Source organism: uncultured Tessaracoccus sp., assembly GCF_947286155.1.
Classification (GTDB): domain Bacteria; phylum Actinomycetota; class Actinomycetes; order Propionibacteriales; family Propionibacteriaceae; genus Arachnia.
The window spans coordinates 1-15,571 of the sequence record NZ_CAMYPD010000009.1 but is presented as its reverse complement, the minus strand read 5'-3'; the positions used below and the strand labels follow the sequence as shown (position 1 = coordinate 15,571).

14 protein-coding genes and 1 pseudogene are annotated in these 15,571 nt (G+C 65.3%); 5 read left to right on the top strand and 10 right to left on the bottom strand.

What is annotated here, in order from left to right:
* Positions 1–7: 7 nt before the first annotated feature.
* The 3 genes from Q0X68_RS03640 to Q0X68_RS03630 form a co-directional block, all read right to left on the bottom strand.
* The gene (locus Q0X68_RS03640; protein ID WP_297747719.1) at positions 8–1,987 is read right to left on the bottom strand and encodes a BCCT family transporter; all 1,980 of its coding nucleotides are present in this window, start codon (positions 1,985–1,987) and stop codon (positions 8–10) included.
* Positions 1,988–2,084: 97 nt separating this feature from the next.
* Positions 2,085–3,419 carry a PhoH family protein gene (locus Q0X68_RS03635; RefSeq protein ID WP_297747716.1) on the bottom strand — a complete coding sequence of 445 codons (1,335 nt, stop codon included), beginning with the start codon at positions 3,417–3,419 and terminating at the stop codon, positions 2,085–2,087.
* 315 nt (positions 3,420–3,734) lie between these two features.
* On the bottom strand, positions 3,735–4,418 hold the full coding sequence (locus tag Q0X68_RS03630) for a hemolysin III family protein (protein WP_297747713.1): 684 nt from the start codon (positions 4,416–4,418) through the stop codon (positions 3,735–3,737).
* 98 nt (positions 4,419–4,516) lie between these two features.
* Between Q0X68_RS03630 and Q0X68_RS03625 the strand changes: the two genes are divergently transcribed.
* Both Q0X68_RS03625 and Q0X68_RS03620 read left to right on the top strand, forming a co-directional pair.
* Positions 4,517–5,317 (top strand): isoprenyl transferase, encoded by an 801-nt coding sequence (locus tag Q0X68_RS03625; protein WP_297747710.1) that lies wholly within the window; start codon positions 4,517–4,519, stop codon positions 5,315–5,317.
* Between the two features lie 25 nt (positions 5,318–5,342).
* The gene (locus tag Q0X68_RS03620; protein WP_297747707.1) at positions 5,343–5,900 is read left to right on the top strand and encodes a DUF4245 domain-containing protein; all 558 of its coding nucleotides are present in this window, start codon (positions 5,343–5,345) and stop codon (positions 5,898–5,900) included.
* Positions 5,901–6,064: 164 nt separating this feature from the next.
* On the opposite strand, the gene Q0X68_RS03615 is transcribed toward Q0X68_RS03620, so the two are convergent.
* From Q0X68_RS03615 to Q0X68_RS03605, 3 genes are read right to left on the bottom strand one after another with little or no spacing between them, the layout of a single operon-like run.
* The gene (locus Q0X68_RS03615) at positions 6,065–6,277 is read right to left on the bottom strand and encodes an exodeoxyribonuclease VII small subunit (RefSeq protein ID WP_297747704.1); all 213 of its coding nucleotides are present in this window, start codon (positions 6,275–6,277) and stop codon (positions 6,065–6,067) included.
* A complete protein-coding gene (gene xseA, locus Q0X68_RS03610) occupies positions 6,270–7,493 on the bottom strand; it encodes an exodeoxyribonuclease VII large subunit (protein ID WP_297747701.1) in 1,224 nt (407 codons plus the stop codon). Before xseA ends, Q0X68_RS03615 begins: the two co-directional genes overlap by 8 nt.
* The gene (locus Q0X68_RS03605; RefSeq protein ID WP_297747696.1) at positions 7,494–8,231 is read right to left on the bottom strand and encodes a hypothetical protein; all 738 of its coding nucleotides are present in this window, start codon (positions 8,229–8,231) and stop codon (positions 7,494–7,496) included. It lies immediately after the preceding gene.
* Between the two features lie 54 nt (positions 8,232–8,285).
* Here Q0X68_RS03605 and Q0X68_RS03600 point away from each other — a divergent pair, with 54 nt between their 5' ends.
* Positions 8,286–9,251, top strand: a complete 966-nt coding sequence (locus Q0X68_RS03600; RefSeq protein ID WP_297747693.1) for a 4-hydroxy-3-methylbut-2-enyl diphosphate reductase — start codon at positions 8,286–8,288, stop codon at positions 9,249–9,251.
* Between the two features lies 1 nt (position 9,252).
* Here Q0X68_RS03600 and Q0X68_RS03595 read toward each other — a convergent pair whose 3' ends face one another.
* Positions 9,253–9,639, bottom strand: a complete 387-nt coding sequence (locus tag Q0X68_RS03595; RefSeq protein ID WP_297747691.1) for a PIN domain-containing protein — start codon at positions 9,637–9,639, stop codon at positions 9,253–9,255.
* The gene (locus Q0X68_RS03590) at positions 9,636–9,893 is read right to left on the bottom strand and encodes a hypothetical protein (protein WP_297747688.1); all 258 of its coding nucleotides are present in this window, start codon (positions 9,891–9,893) and stop codon (positions 9,636–9,638) included. The genes Q0X68_RS03595 and Q0X68_RS03590 overlap by 4 nt, the downstream gene beginning before the upstream one ends.
* A 238-nt stretch (positions 9,894–10,131) precedes the next feature.
* Between Q0X68_RS03590 and Q0X68_RS03585 the strand changes: the two genes are divergently transcribed.
* Positions 10,132–11,304: a hypothetical protein gene (locus Q0X68_RS03585; RefSeq protein ID WP_297747685.1), complete on the top strand. Its 1,173-nt coding sequence runs from the start codon at positions 10,132–10,134 to the stop codon at positions 11,302–11,304.
* A gap of 25 nt (positions 11,305–11,329) precedes the next feature.
* Here Q0X68_RS03585 and ilvA read toward each other — a convergent pair whose 3' ends face one another.
* Positions 11,330–12,598, bottom strand: a complete 1,269-nt coding sequence (ilvA, locus tag Q0X68_RS03580; protein WP_297747683.1) for a threonine ammonia-lyase IlvA — start codon at positions 12,596–12,598, stop codon at positions 11,330–11,332.
* 34 nt (positions 12,599–12,632) lie between these two features.
* Positions 12,633–13,949, bottom strand: coding sequence for a DNA recombination protein RmuC (locus tag Q0X68_RS03575; protein ID WP_297747680.1), 1,317 nt, complete (start codon positions 13,947–13,949; stop codon positions 12,633–12,635).
* 1,302 nt (positions 13,950–15,251) lie between these two features.
* Here Q0X68_RS03575 and Q0X68_RS03570 point away from each other — a divergent pair.
* Positions 15,252–15,571: pseudogene (locus Q0X68_RS03570) on the top strand (transposase); the annotation flags it as partial.

Below are 15,571 nucleotides of genomic sequence, written 5' to 3'. Positions count from 1 at the left end.
AGATCGCTCACGCGTCGGTCTTATCCTCGGGAGGCGGAGGATCGTCGGGGTAGGTGCCGGTCTCGTAGTCGTAGGCGACGGGGTTGCCGTCCTCGTCGGTGCGGGCGTACCAGTCCGTGACCTCCTCCGCGGTGGAGTCAAAGCCTGCGCCCACTGCGCGCTCGCTGTTCGCCGGGACGGGCGCGACGGTGATCTCGAAGTTATCGCCGTGTTCCTCGATGCCGTGGCGGACGGCCTTCTCTACGGCCGCCCGCTCGTAGCCGCGACGGATCACCAGTGGATCCATGCGCATTTCCTTCACGAGCGCGATGGCCATGAGTACCAACACGACGGCGAAGGGCAGTGCGGTGATGGTGATGAGGTTTTGCAGGCCCTGCAACGCATCGCGACCGCCCATGAGCAGCATCACGATGGCGATCCCGGCCATGCAGAGGGCCCAGAAGGCGGTGATGAGCTTGTTCGGGTGCGGGTTGCCGCCCTGGGAGAGCTGCGAGTTGACCAGCGAGGCTGAATCGGAGGTGGTGATGAAGAACACCGCGAGCATCACCATCACCAGCGGAATGATGATGCTGCCGCCGTCGATCTCGCCCAGCACTTTGAAGAAGACCTCCTCTGGAGCGGGGATGTTGGCGGGGTCGTTGCCCGGGGCGAGGGTGCCGTGAGCACGCTGCAACCAAATGGTGGTGCCACCCAGGATCGTGAACGCGAGCACGATGATGCTCGAAGGAATCAGCAACACACCCAGGATGAACTGCCGTACGGTCCGGCCTCGGGAGATCTTCGCTGTGAAGACGCCGACGAACGGTGCCCAGCTCACCCACCACGCCCAGTAGAACGTGGTCCAGCTCGAAAGAAACGTGCGCACTTCCTCGCTGTCGGCGGTGGTGGCGGCGAGCATGTCGGGCATCGTGCCGAAGTACTGCACGATCACGCCCGGGATGATGTTCAGCAGGAACACCGTCGGGCCGACCACGAAGAAGAAGATGGCGAGCCCGACGGCCAGGACGAGGTTGATGTTGGACAGCCAGCGGATACCCTTCGCCACGCCGGAGACCGCCGAGATGATGGTGCCGATAGTGAGCAGCACGATGATGCCGAGCGCGAGTGCGTTGCCCGCAGGCGACCAACCGGTGACGAGCTCGAAACCGCCAGCGATCTGCAGGGCGCCAATGCCGAGGCTCGCGGCAGTGCCGAACAGCGTCGCGATGATTGCCAGCCCGTCAATGATCCGCGCACCCGGCCCCTTGGAATCCCCGCCCCACAAGGGGGTGAGGATGGAGCTCATCAGTGGGACACGGCCCTTGCGGTAGGAGACGTAGGCGACGGCGAGCCCGACGATCGCGTAGATCGCCCATGCGTTGAGGCCCCAGTGCAGTGCCGCTTGTGCGAGCGCCCCCTTCACGGCCTCGACGGTGGCCGGCTCGTAGAGGCCGGGCAGCGGTGAGAGGTAGTAGGTGAGGGGTTCGAGCGGGCCGAAGAAGATGATGCCGATGCCGATGCCTGCGCCGAAGAGCATCGCCGCCCAAGAGATGGTGGAATACTCGGCCGGTTCGCCGTCGAGGCCGAGTGGGATCCTGCCGAAGCGCGAGAAGGCGATGGCCAGCAGGAAGATCACCATGCCGATCGCGAGGCTGTTGAAGATCCAGCCCAGGTTCGTCATGATCCAACTGAGCCCGGCGGTGGAGGTGGCGAGCACATTCTCCGGGGCGATGACGCCCCACGAGACGAACGCGGCGATCGCGACGCCCACGACGACGAGGATCACCTTGTCAATGCCGTAGCGCACCTTCTGATCCTCGATACTCACCCCCGGCACGAGCGCGGGATGGATCCCGTGCGGGTAGCCCATCTCCTTGAACACCTGCCCTGCGCGACGAGCGGTGGCGCGGGCGGCTGCGGCGGCGGTGCGACGTGGGGGCGCGGCTGGTCGGGTAGCGGAGGCCGAGCGGTCGTCGTCGGAGGAAGGAGCGTCTGGGTTGGTTGCCATGCGGACCAGGTCCTTGTGTCGTGGGGGTTTCGCTGTCACCTTATCGAATGGCTTGTGCGGGCAGCGGCGCGTCCGACACCGACCGTGGTGCGAGCGCTCACCCGTCGAGCATGTCGGCGACGAGCCCGGCGATCTCCGAGCGCTCGGAGCGTTGCAGCGCCACGTGTGCGAAGAGAGGATTGCCCTTCAGCTTCTCGACCACGGCGACGATGCCGTCGTAGCGGCCGACGCGGAGGTTGTCGCGCTGCGCGATGTCGTGGGTGAGTACGACGCGCGAGTTCTGGCCGATGCGGCTCAGCACCGTGAGCAGCACGTTGCGCTGGAGCGACTGGGCTTCGTCGACGATCACGAAGCAGTCGTGTAGCGAGCGCCCGCGGATGTGGGTGAGCGGCAGCACTTCGATCATCTCTTGCTCGATGATCTCGTCGATGACGTACCGGTTGGTGACCGACGAGAGCGTGTCGAACACCGCCTGGCCCCAGGGTTGCATCTTCTCCTCAGCGGAGCCGGGTAGGTAGCCGAGCTCTTGACCACCGACGGGGTAGAGGGGCCTGAAGACCATCACCTTGTTGTATTTGCGCTGCTCAAGGGTTTGTTCCAGGCCGGCGGCGAGTGCCAGCGCCGACTTGCCGGTGCCGGCGCGGCCGCCGAGGGAAACGATGCCGATGGACTCGTCCATCAGGAGATCGAGCGCCACGCGCTGCTCGGCAGACCTTCCCCGAATGCCGAACACCTCGCGGTCTTGCTTAATCTCGCGCACCTTGCCGTCGGCCGTCACGCGGCCGAGCACCTTCGACGATGGCCCGTGCAGCTGCACGCCGCAGTGCACGGGGAGGCCTATGGCCGCTTCGACGTCGGCGGCGAACTCGTCGTAGACGGCGCTGACTTCGTCGTCGGTCACGTCGAGCTGGGCCATACCGTTGTAGCCGGCCTCGAGGGGGAGTTCGTTGCGGTACTCCTCGGCGGCGAGCCCGACCGCGGCAGCTTTCACCCTGAGTGGGAGGTCTTTGGAGACCAGTACGACGTCGTGGCCCTCGTTCGCGTAGTTGAGCGCGACGGCGAGGATGCGGGTGTCGTTGTCGCCCAGGCGGAAGCCGACCGGGAGCGTGGACTCGTCGGTGTGGTTGAGCTCGACGCGGAGGTTGCCGCCCTCGTCGTTGATGGGGACGGGGGCGTCGAGGCGGCCGTGCTCGATGCGCAGCTCGTCGAGGAGGCGCAGCGCCTGGCGGGCGAAGTAGCCGAGCTCCATGTGGTGGCGCTTGGCTTCGAGTTCGGTGATGACGACGATCGGCAGCACCACGTTGTGCTCAGCGAAACGCAGTACGGCCTTCGGGTCGGATAGGAGGACGGAGGTGTCGATCACGTAGGTGCGGATGGCCTGGTCAGGGGCGGTGGGCTGGCCTACGGGTTCGTGGGCGGTGACGTCGAGCACTGCTTGCTCCCTTCGCGGGGGCGGGCTCGTCCCATACCCCCGTGGTGGTCAGGGGTTGGGTTTCATCAACCTGGAGGCTCTCTCCATGTCTTGAACAGTAGCCGCTGGCGGTGCCCAGCCGCGGTGACACACCCGCGTCGTTACCCACTGTTCATCTGGGGCCGGGCAGGGGCAACCTGTGCGGCTCAGTTGCGGCATACGTGTCACTTGCCTAGCGGCGACGAGGCGTCGTCGGGAGGCAGGTGACACTTGATCCGCTCAGTTGCCGCACAGGTTACAGGTGCCTGGCGGCGAGCAGGACGCCGAGCAGGGTGCCTAGGCGAAGACGGCGAGCCAGATGGCGACGTTGTGGCAGATGGCGGCGAGGATCGTCGCGGAGTGGAACACCTCGTGGAAGCCGAACCACTTGGGGCTGATTTTGGGGCGCTTGGTGCCGTAGGCGACTGCGCCGAGCGAGTACACCACTCCGCCGACGATGATGAGAATCACGACGGCGGGTCCGCCCGCTGCCCACAGTTGCGGAAGCCATCCGACGGCGGCCCAGCCCATCGCGACGTACAAGATGGTGTAGAGCGCGCGCGGGGCGCCGAGCCAGAGCATGCGGAACGCGACGCCCGCTATCGCGAGCCCCCAGATGAGCGCGAGGAGACTCAGCCGGGCCGTGCCGTCGAGGAGCGCAACCGCGAGGGGCGTGTACGTTCCGGCGATGAAGATGAAGATGTTGGAGTGATCCATCCGGCGAAACACCGCCAGTGTTTTCTGTTTCCAGTTGCCGCGGTGGTAGGCGGCGCTGGTGCCGAAGAGCTGCACTGCGGTGAGTGTGTAGAGCGCGCAGCCCAGCCGCACGTCGAGCGCTGGTGCGAGCGCGGTGAGCGTCAGGCCGCAAATGAGAATGAGGGGCGTCATGCCGAGGTGCAGCCATCCGCGCATCACGGGCTTCGGCAAGGGCATGTCGGTGGGAGCGTCGAGCTGAGTTGCGTGGGAATCAGTCATAGTCATATGCGCTACCTACGGGATCGTAACTTACGTATCCGTAGGTTACTCCGGTATCGCCGATCTGCCAAGTGTTCGCTGCGAAGCGCAGTATCATCGCGTACATGTCCCGACTTCGTCGCCTTCTCGGACGATGCCGGCCGCCGAAGTGGCTCTACGCCACGTATGAAAATCAGATGCTGGGCCGGCTCGACCGCAGCCGCCTGCCCAAGCACGTCGCCGTGCTGGCCGACGGTAACCGTCGCTGGGCGCGAGCCAACGCGCCGGGGGAGCCGCTCGTCGCGGGCTATCGCGCGGGAGCCGAGAAGCTCAAGGAATTCGTCGAATGGTGCGACGAGGCCGGTATCGAGGTCGTCACCCTGTGGGTGCTCAGCACCGACAATCTGCAGCGCTCCAACGACGAGGAGCTCGGCCCGCTGCTCGACGTGATCCGCCAGCTCGTCGAAGATCTTGCGGCCACGAAGCGCTGGCCTGTGCAGGCCGTCGGCGCACTCGACCTCCTGCCCGACGACATCGCTGAATCGCTTCGCAAAGCCGACGCCGACACCGACGGGATCGACGGCATGCACGTCAACGTCGCGTGCTCGTACGGTGGACGCCACGAGCTTCGCGACGCGGTTCGCTCACTGCTGCGTAGTAAAGCGGCGCAGGGGGAGACGCTCGAAACGGTGGCCGACACGCTCGACATCAACGAGATTTCTGGGCACCTCTACACCAAGGGGCAGCCCGACCCTGACCTCATCATCCGCACTTCGGGCGAGCAGCGGCTCTCCGGGTTCTTGCTGTGGCAGTCCGCGCACAGTGAGTTTTATTTCTGCGAAGCGCTGTGGCCGGATTTCCGGCGCACCGACTTCGTGCGTGCCCTGCGCTCCTTCACGCAACGCGAGCGACGATTCGGCCGCTGACTGCAGACATGGGAAGATGGCGCCCATGGCCCGCCCGAATCCGAAGTCACGCGCGAAAGACATGTTCCTCTCCATGGGCGTGTTGCTCGTTCCGTTGGTGCTTGTCATCGCGTTTTTCACCATGAACCCCGACGAGAACGTGGCGGCCATCGATATCGCGCCCGACTTGCAGCGCGCCGAAGCGGAAGCTCCCTATCCGGTGCTGCGTGCCGAGCACTTGCCTGAAGGCTGGAAGCCCGTGCGATCTGCGTGGGCGAAGGACGGCGCGAAGTGGATTGATAACAAGCCGGCCGACGGTAGCACCTGGATGGCGGGCTACATGGGGCCAGACGGGGTGTACTACGGCATTGAGCAGCGCGACCGAGGCGTCGAGAACGTCGTCAGGCGCGTCACCCGAGAGGGCCGAGAGACCGGGCACACCGTCGACGCCGCCGGGATGCAGTGGCAATCCTATGAATCCGCCGACGGACGCACGACCAGCCTCGTCGCCAAGCGCGACGGCTGGGTAGCCGTCATCGCCGCCGATACGGACCTCGACGCCATCAGCGCGTTCGCGACGACGCTCGCCCCGGTGGTTGAGTAGTCGCCGGGCGGCCCCCTCCCCGGTGGTTGAGTAGCGCCGGAGGCGCGTATCGAAACCACTCCCGCTGGAGGGTTTCGACTCGGCCCTTCGGGCCGGCTCAACCGTCGGGCTGGGGTGCGCCCGCGGCTCAATCATCGAGCCGGCTCAACCATCAAGGGCCGCCGCTACTCGTCGCTCGACTGCTCCGCGGCCCGCGCCTTCTCCACCTGCTGGCGGGCTCCGTCGAGAAACCCTTGGCAGAGCTTCGCGAGCTCCTCGCCGCGTTGCCACAGCGCCATGGAGTCGGCCAACGACTCGCCGCCCGACTCCAGTTTCTTCACCACTTCGACGAGCTCCTCGCGGGCCTGCTCGTAGGTGAGCTGGGGCTGATCAGTCATTGCGGTTCCTCTCGGTGACTTCGTCGATGTTGAGGCCGAGCTCGCCGTCGGCCAGGTAGGCGTGGATCTGCTCGCCGACGGTGGCGTCGGCGATGGAAGAGATGGCGCCGTCGCCGCCGACGAGCACCGCATAGCCGCGCTCGAGCGTACGCTTCGGCGACGTGGCCCTCACCGTCGCGAGGAGCCTGCCCAACTCGGACGCTTCGTCTCGGATTCGGCGATCGATGCTGCCGCGCAGCTGGTGGCGCAGGAGGGCGAGGCGCTCGTCGTGAATGGCGAATGCCCTGGTGGGATCGGTGATGACGGGCCGCGAGCGGAGCTCGTCGAGGCGACGCTGTTCGATGTCGATGCGCCCGGCCACGGCAGCTCGGATGCGGGCGCGGGCATCGTCGAGGCCGGCGAGCTCCTGCACCACGTCGGGTACGACGCGCTTCGCGGCGTCGGTGGGGGTGGATGTGCGGAGGTCGGCGACGAGGTCGAGGATGGGGGTGTCTCGCTCGTGCCCGATGGCCGAAATCACGGGGGTGCGGGCCTTGGCGACCGCCCGGACGACCCCTTCGTCGGAGAACGGCAGCAAATCCTCCAGCGACCCACCGCCGCGGGCGATGATGATGACGTCGACGGCGGGGTCGTCGTCGAGGATTGCCAGAGCCTGCATCACGGACGCGGCGGCCTGCGCGCCCTGTACGAGCGCATGCTCAACGCGGAACCTCGCGCCCGGCCAGCGCAGCTCCACGTTGCGCAGCACGTCGCGTTCCGCGTCGGAATCTCGGCCCGTGACAAGGCCGATCATCGACGGCAGGAACGGAACGGGGCGTTTGCGGCTGACGTCGAAGAGCCCCTCGGCCTGGAGTTTGCGTTTGCGCTGCTCCAGTTCGAGGAGCAGCCGCCCTTCGCCCGCGACCTGGATTTCCAGCACGGTGAACGAGAACCTCGACGTGGGCGTGTACAGGCGGGGCTTCACCCGCGCCACGACGCGCGACCCCTCGGGCAACGGGCCTGCCGCATCGAGCACCGCAGCCGTGGCGGTGGCGCTGCAGGAGAAATCGGCGTCGACGTCGCGCAACGTGAGGAACTGGATCTGCGCCGCCCGACGCCGCAGCTCGACGATCTGCGCCTCCACCCAGACCTCACCCAGGCGGCCGACCCAATCGCCGACCGCTTCGACGATCCGCCCCAGCGGCTGCGGGGCCTCGCGGGAACTCGTGAGCGCCATCTACGCCTCGTCCCACAATCCCGACGAGCCCGTCAGCGAGAACGTGCCCAGCACGACGTTGCCCGGCTCGAGGTCGTAGTGAGCCGGCAGCGCGAACGCCAACCGCAGCTTGGACAGACCCACCCCGTACCAAAACTCCTTGCCAGTGAGCTCATTGGTGCGCTTCCAAGCGCTCTCGACCGTGAAGCCGACGAATGCCCGCGGCGACAGCTCACCGTCGGAAAGGATGCCCTCGGCAGCCACCGACGGGGATGCCAGCGAGCGCGACGACCAGACGCGGTCGTCGTCGGGGCGGCGCGCGAGGAACTCCTCCTCGTTGGCGTACACGTCGGCTCGCAGCCCGATGGCTCCGAGGCGGAACGCCTGAATGATGGTGAACGAGTTCGAATCTCGGGCATTTCGCTCGGGATATTGCGTTGGGTCGTCTACGGCGACGATGGCATCTAGGATTTCTTCGTCGTCGAGGAAGAACGACGCGTGCGCGAGCTGATCGCGTACGCGGTACACAGCCGCCCGATGCGCCTCCGACGAGGCAAGCGCCGGGGTGGCGACGACGTCGTGGCCCTTGCGGCGAACGAGCGAAAGCCTGGCGCCCGATGGGTCGGTGAATGCCCCGATCAGGTCGAAGCCTGGCACCTTCTGCAGCCCGCGCACATGCCCCGTCGCGACGGCGTCGGTGAGGAGCTTCGTCGGGTTATTGGTGGCGAATCCGAGCGTGGTGAGTTCCTGCGCTTGCATACCCACCACCCTAGCCGTGGGGTCTGACAGAAATATGCACCTAGACTGTGCGGCATGGCTAATGAGAAGCGAGTGGTGGTGGCCGCGCCGCGTGGATACTGCGCGGGGGTTGACAGGGCTGTGATCACCGTCGAGAAGTCCCTTGACCTGTACGAACAGCCCATCTACGTGCGTAAAGAGATCGTGCATAACAAGCACGTCGTCGAAAACCTCGAGAGTCGCGGGGCGATTTTCGTCGATGAGCTCGACGAAGTGCCCGAGGGGTCGACTGTCGTGTTCTCGGCGCACGGGGTGTCGCCGCTGGTGCGCGAGGAGGCCGGCAAGCGGCAGCTGAAGACCGTCGACGCGACCTGCCCGCTGGTGACGAAGGTGCATCACGAAGCGAAGCGCTTCGCGAAGGACGGCATGACGATTCTCCTCATCGGCCACGACGGCCACGAGGAAGTCGAGGGCACCATGGGGGAGGCGCCCGAGAACACCATCCTCGTCGAGTCGCCCGACGACGTCGACAAGGTGGAGCTCCCCGACGGGGCCAACGTCGCGTGGTTGTCGCAGACCACACTCTCAGTGGATGAGACGATGGAGATCGTGCGTCGACTGCGCGAGAAGTTTCCGCAGCTGCAGGACCCGCCGTCGGATGACATTTGCTACGCCACGCAGAACCGCCAGATGGCGGTAAAGCAGATCGCATCCAAGGGTTGCGACCTCATGATCGTCGTGGGCTCAGACAACTCGTCCAACACGAAACGCCTTGTCGAAGTGGCATTGGAGGCCGGCGCGAAAGCCTCGTACCGCGTGGATAACCACACGGAGATCAAGGACGAGTGGCTCGAAGGAGCTGACGTGGTGGGGGTCACCTCCGGCGCGTCAGTGCCCGAGCGGTTGGTCCAGGGTGTCCTCGAATATCTGGAGTCAAAGGGGTATCCGCGCGGTGTTGAGGAAACCCTCACAGAAGAAACGCTGCACTTCGCATTGCCGCCTGAGCTCAGGAAAGACCTCCGCAAGAAGGTGCAGCACTGAGTTAGTCGAAGAACTCTGGCGTCGTGACGCCATTGTCCTTCGCGACGCGGGCAAGATGCGCATCGAAGGTGGCCAGGCTCGCTCTGTGATGGAGCGCTGCCGCGAGCACGCAGGCATCTGGCATGCGCAGGCTGGTAGTCGCTCGAATCCGCGCGATGCGGGACGGCTCGTCGGGCGTCACCGGTAGCTGCATGATGCCTAGAGCGTCGAGCGCCTTGTGGATGGTGCGCTCGACGCCCACCTTCGCAGGGTGGACGAGTATTTCTGCCAGGGTGAGGAAGTGCAGTGCGAGCTCTTCCTCGGTGTCCAGAATCTCCAGCGCACTGCTGGCGTGGGCGTCTCCTGGCGTGAAGTGGGCAATCAGTGCGCTCGCGTCGAGAATGATCACTCGGGCCACTCCGCTCGAAGCTCCGCCAGATACGCGGGCGGGTACGCGAGGATTCCCTGCGTCGCGATAGCGGCGGAGCGCTGCGCCTCGGCGCGCTCGTCTCGTCGGTGCTGAATAGCTGCCGCGCCCTCGCGGAACAGGTGCGTGACCAGCTCCGGGCGTGGAGCACCCGGCCACTCTGCGGCGGCAATGGCCAGCGCGTCGGCGATCTCGCTCGTCTGGGTGACTTGGAAACGCGGCAGTGCGGTTGGCATGACCACGAGTGTACCACCGGGGACTTGGGTGCAACACCTGTCTCTGGACTTCAAAATCCGTACGCAGATTCGTCTAACCCCCTCAAAACAGGGGGTTTGGTCAATCTGCGTACGGATTTTGAAGTTTTTCTGCCGTAGCCCGGCGTCGAGGTTGCCTGCTCACCGTTCACGTAACCTTCGCATGCCGTTCACCTGGGTTAGCCAAGCTGGAACCCCCAACGTTGACTCAGGAGTTCCCATGCACATCGCCCGCCGCGCGCTCGTCGGCATCATCTCGCTCGTCCTTGCCGTCAGCACCGTGATGGCGCCATCGGCGCACGCAGACGACGACCAGCTCGACGTCCTCGTCGCCACGAATGAACCGTACGGTTCCTACCACATCAAGCAGATGGTGGACTACGTCAACGAGCAAGGCGGGCACATCGCGCTCGTCTCGCCTGACCTCGAGCACAAAGCCGACGACGGCGTCGAGGTCATCACTCTGGACCAGGCCGACGAGTGGGGCGCCGACCTCCTCGTCGTGAACGGTGCGACCGAGTGGCCGGCCACCGTCGTGGAAGCGCTGCCGAACGTCCCGGTGGTGGCCAGCTCGCTCGCCTACCTCAACCCGGAGCGCGCCGAGTTCGCCGACGCCATCCGCCCGCGGCTCGTGGGTGCCACCGCGCAGTCCAGCGACGAAGCCAAGGTGTTCGCAACCCACTTCGGGCTGAACGCCGAGGACATCGAGGTTGTTGGCAACATGGGCCTCGACGACGTCGGCGCCTACAACCCGACGAAGGGCACCGTGCTCATTGCCACCTCGGTCACCCGCAGCGACGAAACGGGCGGCGCCGCGCCCGGCACGCAGCTCCTCCTCGACACCGCCGCTGCGCTCGCAGCTGAGGGCTACCACATCCGCGTCGGCCTGCACCCCCGTGAGAACCGGAGCCTGTGGGAGCAGTACGAGATCGCCGACGAAGGCACCATCGCGGCGGCATCGTCGGCGGAAGTAGTGGTGGGTATCCCTGGTTCGGTATTCCCGCCCATCGCTGCCATCGGCGCCCCGCTCGTTGGTATCACCGACCCGGCGCTGACCGTGCCGGATTATCTGTTGAAGCTGTCGGCGAAGGCTGGCTCCGTCGATGAGGCTGTGGCTGCGGTGAAGGCCGCGTGGAAGCCGAATCCCAGCGAACTCGAGGCCGTGGTCGGCCCGGTGGGCGGCGCGAAGCAACGCCTGTGGGCCTACTGGCTCTCGGCAGTGCAGCAGGGTGAGACCGACGAGGGTGAGACGCCGTCGGAAGATGCCCCTGACGCGGAGGAGTCGGAGAACGACACGGATTCCTCCGAGCGCGACGACAGCGAGCCCGAGACCCCGGATACTGCGCCGGGCCTGCCGTCGACGGGTGTGTCCGACCTCCGTTTGGCTGCCTGACCAGGGGCGTCGTTGTTCGGGTTCATTACACGAGGAACCTGAACAGCGGGGATCCGTAGGTGATGAGCTCCACTTCCATGCCAACCTCGGCGATGCGCTGCATCAGGAACGGGTAGTCGCCGGGGTTCCCGAGCTCGATGCCCACCATGGCCGGGCCCGTCTCGCGCGAGCTGCGCTTCACGTACTCGAAGTGGGCGATGTCGTCGTCGGGGCCGAGCACCTCGTCGAGGAATCGCCGCAGCGCGCCCGGCTGCTGCGGGAAACTCACCAGGAAGTAGCGCTTCCGGCCCTCGTGGATGAGGGAACGCTCCACCACCTCGGCGTAGCGCGCGACGTCGTTGTTACCGCCGGAGATGAGGGACAGCACCTTCGAGTCGCCCGGAATCTGCACTCGGGTGCCCACTCCGCCGGTGGGGAGCGCCGACGATGCCAGGGCGCCGGCGGGCTCCGCGATGATGCCGTCGATTTGGTACATATCCAGCATCTCGCTGCAGACCTGGCCTTCGGGAACGCGGACGAGTTCGGGTTTCGCCTCGCGGATGATCTCGAACGTCACGTCTCCCACGCGTGAGACCGCGGCACCGTCGACGAAGGTGTCGATGTCGTTGAGCTCCATCGGCCGGCCTGCCGAGAGCGCGGCGGCCACGCACGGCGCGCCCTCCGGCTCAACCCCGACGATGCGCACTTCCGGGTGGTGGGTGCGCAGCCACGCCGCCGCCCCAGAGAGCAGCCCGCCACCGCCCACGGGCAGCACCACCACGTCGGGTACGAAGTCGAGCTGCTCGAATGCCTCCGCGACGGCGGTGGCCTGCCCGGCAATCGTTCGCGGATCGTCGAACGCCGGCACGAGCACCTTGCCCTCGGCCTTGGCGAACTCCTTCGACGCGTTACTCGCCTGGTCGTAGGTCGAGCCAGCCATCACCAACTCGACGTGACCCCCGCCCAGCGCGGTGATGCGCTCACGCTTCTGCCGTGGGGTGGTGTGGGGCACGAAAATCGTCGCGTGGATGCCGAGCTGGGAGGCGCTGAACGCCACGCCTTGGGCGTGGTTGCCGGCCGACGCGCAGACCACGCCGGCGCGTTGCTCGTCGCTGGAGAGTTGGGCGATGAGGTTGTAGGCGCCGCGCAACTTATAGGAGCGGACGGGCTGGAGATCTTCTCGCTTGAGCCACACCTCGCTGCCGGTGAGCGTCGAGAGCCGCGCGTTGCGCTGGACTGGCGTCAGTTCGGCGACGCCGTTGATGCGCTCCAGCGCAGGTGAGATGAGTTCGGCAAGTTCAGCGACGGAAGTCATAGGTGCCATTCTTGCGCAGAACTGTGTACTGAGCTCACTGTGACTCGCTACCCGGGACTGCGTCTGGCAAGGCCGCGGGTTGATCGTCGGCGAGCTCCGGTGCCGACGGCCAAGCCGGTGTGGCAGCGACAGGGGCGAGCTCGTCGAGCCCGGCTTTCGTGACGTCGAGGTCTGTGAATCTGCGTGCGGATACCAGCACGCGAGACTCCAGACTGGCGATGGCCTTGTTGTAGTTCACGACGGCCTGGTTGAGCCCGCGGCTGGCGGCGGCGAAGTGCCCACCCATGGTGGCGAGGCGGGCGTGGAGGCTTCGTCCGAGCTCCACCACCTCTTTCGCAGATTCTGCGAGCGACGCCTGCGACCACCCGTGCGCGACGATGTGGAGCATCGGAATGAGGATGCCTGGAGAAGCCAGCATGACGTTGCGTCGGGCTGCGTAGTCGTGGAGATCCGGCATGCGCTCCTGCGCCAGGCGGTAGAACTCGTCGGAGCCCAAATACAGCACGACGAACTCCGGCGAGGCGAGGCTCAAATCCCAATACTGCTTGCCAGAGAGGTCGTCGATGTGGGTGCGCACGTGGCGCGCGAACCGGTCGAGGTGCTGCACCTGCGCGGCCTCGTCGTCGGTGTTGTACGCCTCGAGCACGGCAGCCAGCGGCACCTTTGAATCGACGAAGATCTCCTTGCCGCCCGCCAGATGGATGCGCATGTCAGGGCGACGAAGCGAGCCGTCGTCGGCGGTGGTGGAGGTTTGCTCGTCGAAGTCGACGCGCGAGGTGAGGCCGGAGACCTCCACCATGCGTCGCAGGCTCTGCTCGCCCCACGAACCGCGCACCTGCGGGGTGCGCAGAGCGTTGGCCAGCCCGAGCGTCTCTTTGCGCAGGGCGTCGCCGGATGCCTGCATGGCTGAAATTTGCGTGCGCAGCTCCGCGTTCATTGCTGCGCGTTCTTGCTCCACTGCCTGAATGCGCTGCGTGAGTAGTTTCAGCCCCTCGCTCACTGGCTCCACGAGCTGCTTTGTGGTGTGCTCACTTTGCCGCGCCAGCTGCTCCGAGGTGATGGCTTTGAAGCGTTCTTCGAGCGACGCTCGGTCTGCTGCTACCTCGCGGGCACGGGTGACGGCGGCGTCGCGCTCTGCCTGCAGCCCCGCCACCTTCGCCTCCGCGGCGGCGGCTTTGCCCTGCGCCTGCGCGATGCTGCCCTGCAGCTCAGCCACCGTGGCGTCGCGGTCGGCGACGTCAACCCGGAGGCTAGCGACCTGCAGCCTGGTGCGCGCGTGCGTAAACCACCAGCCAGCCAGCACGCCGACCGCCACCGCGAGAATCAGCGTCGGAACAATCCAAGTTTCCATGCTCATACTTTTGCAGGGACCTCTGACAGTTTTCGAAGCTGCCGGTGGTGAACGGAACGAGGGGCTTGTTCCCGAGCGTGGTTTCGTCGTGCGCTTTCCGAATTGCTTGTGGATAACTGGGGTGATGCGGCCCGTAGCGACCTCTTCGCCTGGTTCACTGTGGCACCTGGAGGAATCATGGTTGATCTAGAAACCAGTACGCGACGGCGTCGTCGTTGTGGTCTGATGGTGCTGGCAAGTCTTGGGATGCTCGGTTGTGGTGCCTGTCAGCCAGGCGAGCCTGCCCTTGAACCTAGTGTGCATGCTGCTGCGAGTCCGACTGGGGGGCGCCAGCCCTCCTAGCAGTAGTTCGGTAACCCCCGTCACCGTCTGCGGCTGCATCGTCCCCGTCCCCATCCCTGTCGGCTAGTGAGTGGGAGTCGTTTCCCCCTGCCGAGCCTGGGGAGTCGCCGGAGGTTACTGCTATCCGGGAGGCGTGGGAAGCCTGCGAGACGCAATATGACCGGTTCGCGAAGGATTCCAGTCTTATTAACCTCAACGAGCTGACCATCCTTGCTACCGGCGATGAAGTATTCTCCACCGTCCATTCCCTGGGCCGACTCCTCGACGAAGGACTCGTCTGGACTGGGAATCTTCGCTTTACCGATGTGAAGATTTCGGAGCCATCCACCAATGCTGATGGGGCGAGAGTCGCAACTGTATCCGCGTGTAAAGATCTCACTGGTATTCAAGTTCTTGACGAAAAGACTGGAAAACCTCCCACGGGCTATCCGGATAACTACTTCGCGTCAACGCTCGCGACAGTAACCACGTTTGAGCAGATGCCGAACGGTACCTGGCAGCCAGCGGCGGCAGTGGAGCAGAAGGATGCTAAGAAAAAACGCACTGTTAGCATGCACAATGCTGCTCGTCATATTCGGAATTCTCCCTGGGCATGCAGCTCCGCAAGAGTGCGTGTTAAGGGATAAGAGAAGCGCTATATGCCTTCGGTATGGGGATGGTGATTCTGCTCCTGGGAAAGATGCGTCTCCCGGAAGCGTAGGGGTTCGGGCGAACGGGTCTGTGAGCATGCGGGCACACCGGTTCCTTGCACCACTGATTTGGGTACCTGGGTTCAGCATCGGCAAATGTGGTGCAAGCCAGTCTCCTCCCAGCCGCCGAAGACGGATCCTATCTGGGCCGGGCACACCACTGGTGTCATTCAGACTTGTACTCGTCCTTCCGACATGTGGGTCTGCTGAAGGTTTGATTGAGTCCAAGACCGCATGGCTTTGGATGGGTCGTGTTGAAAGGATGGTGATCGTGCCAAGGATCTATTCGGATGGGTTCAAGTGTGACGCGGTCGCGCTGGTGAACAGCGGCTTGTCGCACAAGCAAGTGTGTAGAGACCTTGGAGTCTCGAAGTTCGCGTTGCGGATGTGGGTCAAGGACGACCGGTTCCGGGCTCTCGGGTTCACGCCGACCACTGACGTCGAGGAACGCCGCGAGATGACGGCCGCGATGCAGCGGATCCGCGAGTTAGAGATGGAAAACCAGGTGCTGCGTCGCGCGGCGGCGTATCTCTGGCAGGCGAATCTGCGGACCCCAAAATGATGTACCCGCTCGTGCGCGAGATGGCCGCC

Excerpts from the sequence above, each read along its gene's own strand:
- Q0X68_RS03620 (WP_297747707.1), top strand. The coding sequence starts at position 5,343 with ATGGCCCGCCCGAATCCGAAGTCACGCGCGAAAGACATGTTCCTCTCC.
- Q0X68_RS03630 (WP_297747713.1), bottom strand. The coding sequence starts at position 4,418 with ATGACTATGACTGATTCCCACGCAACTCAGCTCGACGCTCCCACCGAC.
- ilvA (WP_297747683.1), bottom strand. The coding sequence starts at position 12,598 with ATGACTTCCGTCGCTGAACTTGCCGAACTCATCTCACCTGCGCTGGAG.
- Q0X68_RS03625 (WP_297747710.1), top strand. The coding sequence starts at position 4,517 with ATGTCCCGACTTCGTCGCCTTCTCGGACGATGCCGGCCGCCGAAGTGG.
- Q0X68_RS03575 (WP_297747680.1), bottom strand. The coding sequence starts at position 13,949 with ATGGAAACTTGGATTGTTCCGACGCTGATTCTCGCGGTGGCGGTCGGC.
- xseA (WP_297747701.1), bottom strand. The coding sequence starts at position 7,493 with ATGGCGCTCACGAGTTCCCGCGAGGCCCCGCAGCCGCTGGGGCGGATC.
- Q0X68_RS03615 (WP_297747704.1), bottom strand. The coding sequence starts at position 6,277 with ATGACTGATCAGCCCCAGCTCACCTACGAGCAGGCCCGCGAGGAGCTC.
- Q0X68_RS03590 (WP_297747688.1), bottom strand. The coding sequence starts at position 9,893 with ATGCCAACCGCACTGCCGCGTTTCCAAGTCACCCAGACGAGCGAGATC.
- Q0X68_RS03600 (WP_297747693.1), top strand. The coding sequence starts at position 8,286 with ATGGCTAATGAGAAGCGAGTGGTGGTGGCCGCGCCGCGTGGATACTGC.
- Q0X68_RS03585 (WP_297747685.1), top strand. The coding sequence starts at position 10,132 with ATGCACATCGCCCGCCGCGCGCTCGTCGGCATCATCTCGCTCGTCCTT.
- Q0X68_RS03640 (WP_297747719.1), bottom strand. The coding sequence starts at position 1,987 with ATGGCAACCAACCCAGACGCTCCTTCCTCCGACGACGACCGCTCGGCC.
- Q0X68_RS03605 (WP_297747696.1), bottom strand. The coding sequence starts at position 8,231 with ATGCAAGCGCAGGAACTCACCACGCTCGGATTCGCCACCAATAACCCG.